The 4,330-nt window shown below is 52.1% G+C and carries 4 protein-coding genes; 1 reads left to right on the plus strand and 3 read right to left on the minus strand.

All coding sequences use genetic code 11. The features are described from left to right. Window positions 1-273: nitroreductase family protein (locus PHW04_19140; GenBank protein ID MDD2718010.1), on the plus strand; the 273-nt coding region annotated here is incomplete at its 5' end. Between the two features lie 6 nt (window positions 274-279). Here PHW04_19140 and PHW04_19145 read toward each other — a convergent pair. The 3 genes from PHW04_19145 to PHW04_19155 all read right to left on the minus strand — a co-directional run. Further along, window positions 280-1,194 carry a PHB depolymerase family esterase gene (locus tag PHW04_19145; protein ID MDD2718011.1) on the minus strand — a complete coding sequence of 305 codons (915 nt, stop codon included), beginning with the start codon at window positions 1,192-1,194 and terminating at the stop codon, window positions 280-282. Between the two features lie 105 nt (window positions 1,195-1,299). Then, on the minus strand, window positions 1,300-2,619 hold the full coding sequence (gene aspS, locus PHW04_19150; protein ID MDD2718012.1) for an aspartate--tRNA(Asn) ligase: 1,320 nt from the start codon (window positions 2,617-2,619) through the stop codon (window positions 1,300-1,302). A 17-nt stretch (window positions 2,620-2,636) separates the two neighbouring features. Beyond that, a partial coding sequence (locus PHW04_19155; GenBank protein ID MDD2718013.1) for an asparaginase domain-containing protein occupies window positions 2,637-4,330 on the minus strand: 1,694 nt, incomplete at its 5' end.

Below are 4,330 nucleotides of genomic sequence, written 5' to 3' on the forward strand. Positions count from 1 at the left end.
TGTTACGATACTGCTGTCAAGGAAAGCAAGGACTGGTTCGTGCAGGACTGTTCGGCTGCCACAGAAAACATGCTGATCGCAGCAGCGTCCCTGGATCTCGGCGCAGTCTGGCTGGGAGTGTATCCCAGGAACGAGCGGGTGGAAGGCTTGAAAAAGCTCCTGAACCTGCCGGAAAACCTGCTGCCGTTTTCTTTGATCCCGATCGGATATCCTGCAGAGACCAAATCCAAAAGCAGGAAATTCAAGCCTGAAAAAGTTCTGTATCTGGAGTGAGTGCAGTCATTTTTTCCTGGGATGGCTTTTGAAGAATTCCCAGATCTGATTTGTGGCTGAAATATCCAGGTTGGGCTGGTCCGCGCCTGGTGCGTAAGCTGTCCCGCCCGGCCAGGCATGACCCATGCCCTTTATAGTGTATAGAATAACTTCAGTCTCGTTTTTTCCGCCAGAATAGATATCAACATTGATATTTTTTCCCATTTCAACTTTCTGGGAAACAGTGCTGCACCCGTCGAATTTCACGAAAAATCCCACTGACTCTGCCACTGATTTATCCACTCTCTGGGTTCCGAGCAGAATGGTTTTTTTCGGTTCCCCGCCTTTGTAGAGCACATGCTGGTCTGCAGTACCGTGAAATACGATCAGTGAAACAGGGTATTTCATCATCTTTGTCTCGCAGTTCAGGGCCCCTGCGACAGGCGCCACTGCAGCCAGCTTGTCGGACAGCTCGCAGGCCAGGCGGTAACTCATCATCCCGCCATTGGAAATTCCGGTGGCAAAGATCCTGCAGGGATCGATCTTCAGGGTGTTCTCCAGCACTTCGATCAGCAGCCTGATGAATCCCACGTCATCGATTTTTTTCCGTAGGGCGTAGCCGCAACAATTGCCGGAATTCCAGGTGAGGAGCTTTTCCTTCAACAGTCCGCTGCCGTTTGGATAGACGACGATGAAACCGTTTTTATCGGCTTTTTCGCTGAATCCGAGCCACTTGGCAGTCTGTTTTGCATTGCCTGCACCGCCGTGCAGCACCAGTACCAGCGGAAGAGCTTTTTTTCCGTCGTATTGTGGAGGTATGTGCAGGATGTATGTGCGCTTGACTTTGTCCTGCATCATTTCGCGCTCATACTCTCCGGGCTTGATCGGGCCGGCTGCATTGATCAGTATAACTCCTGACATGAACACGTAACAGACAGACATTATTAATTTTAAATTTTGAATTTTGAATTTTGAATTAAAAATCATCTCGTTAGAACCTCTTTCATTCCCAATTCAGCATTCACCCTTTAAAATTCAACATTATCCTTATGGTTCCAGCCTGTTCCTGTCCCTGGGAAACAATGTGGCATGCCTGATGTTGGGCAGGTCTAAAAGCTTCTGCACAAGCCGCTCGAGCCCCAGCCCGAAGCCACCGTGCGGCGGACAGCCGAACTGGAAAATCTCCAGATATGCTTTCAGCGATTCAGGCTTCAGCCCCTGCTTTTCAATATTCTGGATGAGCTGGTCCGCCTTGTGAATGCGGATACAGCCGGAACTGATTTCCAGGCCTCTCAGGATCAGGTCGAAGCTCTGGGATTTTTTCCGATTCTCCTGCGGCATGGTGTAAAACGGACGCCTGCCGGTAGGGAAAGAATGCACAAAAACCGCATCACAGCCGTATTCCCTGGCCGACCATTCGCAGATCAGCCGCTCCTCGTCAGGGCTTAGATCCTCAGCTGGTTTCAGGCGGCTGGGTTTGACTCCTGTCAGGATTTCCTTGACGCGGTCCAGCTCCAGCCTCGGGATCTCGCCATTGATCCTGGGCAGAGTCGTGCAGAGCGCTGCAATTTCGCGGCCGCATTTTCCAGCCAGATGCTCAATCACGGCATTCAGCAGATCCTCTTCCAGATCCATCAGATCGTGCATCCCTTCAGGGTATGAAATCTCGGTGTCGATTCCTGTAAATTCATTGATATGCCTGCCTGTGGCAAACTTCTCCGCCCTGAAGACAGGGCCGATCTCAAAGACACGCTCAAGCGGCGTAGTGGCCAAAGCCTGCTTGTAAAGCTGCGGGCTTTGCGCCAGATACGCAATCCGCTCGAAATACTTCACCTCGAACATTCCAGAGCCACCCTCAGTGCCTCCTCCGACCAGCTTGGAAGTCTTGATTTCAGTGAAGTCGCGCTCATGAAAGAAATTTTCTACAGCTCTCAGCGCCTGGGAGGTAACTCTGGCCACAGCCTGGCAGCTCTGCGCACGCAAAGACAATCCCCTGTGATTAAGCACTGTTTCCAGATTAGGGCCGCCCTCCTTCAGTGGGGTGGGAATTCTGGCCGGATTGAAAGGCATTTCCCTGACAGGTTCGGATACAATCAGCAGGTTCTTGGCTGCCATTTCGAACCCTCCAGGGGCTTTTTCACTTGCAGCCACAGTGCCTGAAACTTTCACAATGCTCTGGATTGAAGGAATATCAAGATAAGGGTCTGCCACGATCTGGCAGGTACCGCTCCGGTCAGTCACCATCAGAAACGACACTCCACCCAGATCGCGGATTTCATCCACCCGGCCCAGGATTGAGACATCGCAGCCGATCCGGCCGGCCATTGTCCCGATCAAGGTTCTGCCTGCATCGTTTTTCCATTTCATATGTTACTAAAAACTCCTCACAAATAAAATTCCTCGCCGATCATCCTCTTGATGATTGCTTCCCGGCTCTGTTCGCAAAGCTGCAGGCTGATCAGCTTGGTATAGGCGGATTCAGTCACCAGCCTGCCCATCGGCACTATCCCGGCATTCCAGAGATCCCTGGAACTTTCGTATTCCGATACATTCACAGGAATGGAAAGTTGCGAAGTACAGAAAACAGCACCTCCTGAATTCTGGAACTTGCTGATCAGGGGCAGCAGCGATTCTCCGCTTCCCCAGCGGGTGTTGGCAGTGCCGGTATCGAACAGTTCCAGGATCAGGTATTTCACGCCCGAGTCGGAGAGCGGCTCAATCCATTTGGGATTTAAGCCAGGATAGACTTTGATCAGCATAGTCCTGGAAACAGCTTCGCTCAGCTGTTCCAGAGTGAACCTGAATTCAGGCCAGTTTCCACAGGCAACGCTTTTACAGAAATTTGATTCTGCGGGAAAATTGCGGTTACAGAGACAGTTTTTTCCGACCCCTGTCATCTGAAGATTCACGGCAGGCAGCAGTTTCCCGCCCAGACTGACCCAGATTCCAGGGGATGCTCCATGAGAAGCCTGTTCAACAGCCTCAGTCAGATTCGGCTGCGCATCGCTGCCTTCATCGTCAGGACCGAGCGCTGCTCCGGTAAAAATCACCGGAATCGTCAGGCCGGGCAGGCACCAGCGGATTAATGAAGCAGTATAGGAAAGTGTATCCAGGCCGTGAGTGATCACGATTCCCTTGTAATTATCCCCGGTCTGAAGCTCTCTGACCAGTTCGATCAGCTCGAACCATTCCCTGGGCGACAGATTTTCGCTCAGTTCACGTGATACTGTTACTGTTTCCAGCTTCAGGTCTTCCTTCCTGGCTGCGATGGAGGCGACCATTCTGGAAAACATCTCGGAATTTTCCACAGCCAGGGTCCCGTCGGCATCACGCACTGCTGAAATCGCACCACCCATGTCGACCACGCAGACGCGCTTTACAGGCAGCCGTTCCAGCAGCAGTTCCCTGGCGATCACAGGATTGACCTTTCCCCTGCTGATCTCATGGACTTTACCGAGCAGGAACTGGAAAATCTTGGTCTTACCCTGCTGGAATTTGTCCAGGGCGTCAGGCTGCAGGCTCAATACTTCCTCCACCCAGGACTGGATCAAGCCGCGATCTGAACACTGGTCAAGATTTTTACTTTTTATGATGTCTTCCGCAGATTCGCTGGAATCGAACATCAGTTCCAGCACTTTCCTGGCATTCCCAGCCGAAACACCCTCGGCTTTCAGGATCAGAAGCAGCCCGGCCAGGCGTTCAGGGCTGATCGGGCTCTGCTCAATCGGGATCCCCTTGTCACGGTGCAGGGATCGTACCTGATTCAGCATCCAGTTAGCTGTCAGTTCCGCGTCTTTGATCAGTTTATGGCAGGCTTCGAAATAAACGGCCAGAGGCAGGTCTGCCACAATCTCCCAGGCCTGCTGCCTGGATAATCTGAATCCTGAAATATACCGGCTCAGACGCTGATCAGGAAGTTCAGGCAGACTGCCGATCTTTTTCAGCTCAGCCTGGGTAATCCTGACCACAGCAAGGTCAGGTTCCTGCAGGTATCTGTAATCCAGAGCCAGTTCCTTGCTCCGCATCGATTCAGTCCTGCCCCGGTTCTCGTTCCAGCGCCTGGTTTCATGCTGGATCG

The sequence above is a fragment of the Candidatus Wallbacteria bacterium genome, from assembly GCA_028687545.1.
GTDB lineage: Bacteria > Muiribacteriota > JAQTZZ01 > JAQTZZ01 > JAQTZZ01 > JAQTZZ01.

What these genes read in the sequence shown, in the direction of transcription:
- PHW04_19145 (MDD2718011.1), bottom strand. Translation starts at nt 1,194, where the DNA reads ATGTCTGTCTGTTACGTGTTCATGTCAGGAGTTATACTGATCAATGCA.
- aspS (MDD2718012.1), bottom strand. Translation starts at nt 2,619, where the DNA reads ATGAAATGGAAAAACGATGCAGGCAGAACCTTGATCGGGACAATGGCC.